This is a genomic window from Sedimentibacter sp. B4, assembly GCF_000309315.1.
In the GTDB taxonomy this organism is placed as follows: domain Bacteria; phylum Bacillota; class Clostridia; order Tissierellales; family Sedimentibacteraceae; genus Sedimentibacter; species Sedimentibacter saalensis.
The window spans coordinates 1-1,483 of sequence record NZ_CANG01001163.1; the positions used below are offsets into that span (position 1 = coordinate 1).

General features: G+C 41.5%; 1 protein-coding gene and 1 pseudogene. Both read left to right on the forward strand.

Translation table 11 applies throughout. The features are described from left to right. The first annotated feature begins 20 nt into the window (after nucleotides 1-20). The gene (ortA, locus tag BN358_RS22095) at nucleotides 21-326 is read left to right on the forward strand and encodes a 2-amino-4-oxopentanoate thiolase subunit OrtA (RefSeq protein WP_019230590.1); all 306 of its coding nucleotides are present in this window, start codon (nucleotides 21-23) and stop codon (nucleotides 324-326) included. Further along, nucleotides 319-1,483, forward strand: a pseudogene (gene ortB / locus BN358_RS22100) (2-amino-4-oxopentanoate thiolase subunit OrtB); the annotation flags it as partial. The gene ortA and the pseudogene ortB, both read left to right, overlap by 8 nt.

Here is a 1,483-nt window from a genome sequence, read left to right on the forward strand (position 1 = left end):
ATAAAAAGGAAGTGTTTTAAATGATAAAAAAAGGCGAATGGGTTTTAATCCACAGAAATGTATTAGAACCATCACAAAGAGCCCCTCAGGTTCCAGACGACACAAAACAGGTACCGCTGGAATTGTGGGTTAAAGGATATTTGCAGGAAGATGCAAATATTGGAGATGAAGTAACAGTTTTAACAAGAACAAAGCGTGAAGAACGCGGAACATTGTTAGAAGCTAATCCATATTACAAACATGATTTTGGTAAGTTTGTTCCTGAACTTTTGGTAGTGAGTGAACAAGTAAGAGACATCTTATTTGGAGGTGCAGAAAATGAATAAAGATATGAGCTACGCTGCAGTCATGGCCAGAAGACCTGAAATAATGAAAAATTCAGCAGGACTTGATTTTTCACAGTTTGAAAGCGGTTCAATTGCATTTGACTATGAAAGAATGATGAAAGAAGCAGGATTTACAATTGCAGAAATTCAAAAAATTCAGTCAGAGCACGGAGTTGGAAACACTCCTATCATTGAACTGAGAAACCTTTCAGCACTGGCAAGAAAATTTGCACCGGCAGGTAAGGGAGCAAGAATATTCATAAAAGATGAAGCATCAAATGCATCAGGTTCCTTCAAGGCAAGAAGAGCTTCAACAGCTGTATACCAGGCTAAAAAGCTTGGCTACAAAGGCGTTGTAACTGCTACAAGCGGAAACTACGGAGCAGCAGTTGCATCACAGGCAGCAATGCACGGACTCAAATGCATAGTTGTTCAGGAATGCTATGATTCAAGAGGAGTAGGACAGCCTGAAATAATAGAAAAAGCAAGAGCATGCGAAGCATTGGGAGCAGAAGTTGTGCAGCTTACAGTAGGACCGGAACTGTTCTATACATTCTTAAGAATTCTCGAAGAAACAGGATACTTCAATGCATCGCTATACACACCGTTTGCAATAGCAGGAGTTGAAACGCTGGGATATGAAATAGCAATGCAGTTCAGAGAAAAGTACGGCAAAGACCCTGATTATGTTGTAGCAACAAATGCAGGCGGAGGAAACCTTACAGGAACAGCAAGAGGACTTAGAAAAGCAGGAGCAAAGTCCCATGTATAGCAGCAAGTGTTAATCTTTCAGGTCTTCACATGGCTTCAGACAATCAGTTTAACAAAAAGTCATTTACAACAGGACACACAGGATTCGGAATGCCGTTTACAACATGGCCAGACCGTTCAGATGTTCCGCGTTCAGCAGCAAGACCACTGAGATACATGGAAAGATACCTTACAGTTCATCAGGGAGATGTATTCTACATTACAGAAGCATTGGCAAGCCTTGAAGGACTTGAAAAAGGACCTGCAGGAAACACAGCACTTACAGCAGCATTCTCACTGGCACAGGAACTTGATGAAGATCAAATCATCCTGGTTCAGGAAACAGAATACACAGGAGCAGGCAAGCACATTCAGCCGCAGCTGTCATTTGCAAGATCAAACGGCAT

Excerpts from the sequence above, each read along its gene's own strand:
- ortA (WP_019230590.1), top strand. The coding sequence starts at position 21 with ATGATAAAAAAAGGCGAATGGGTTTTAATCCACAGAAATGTATTAGAA.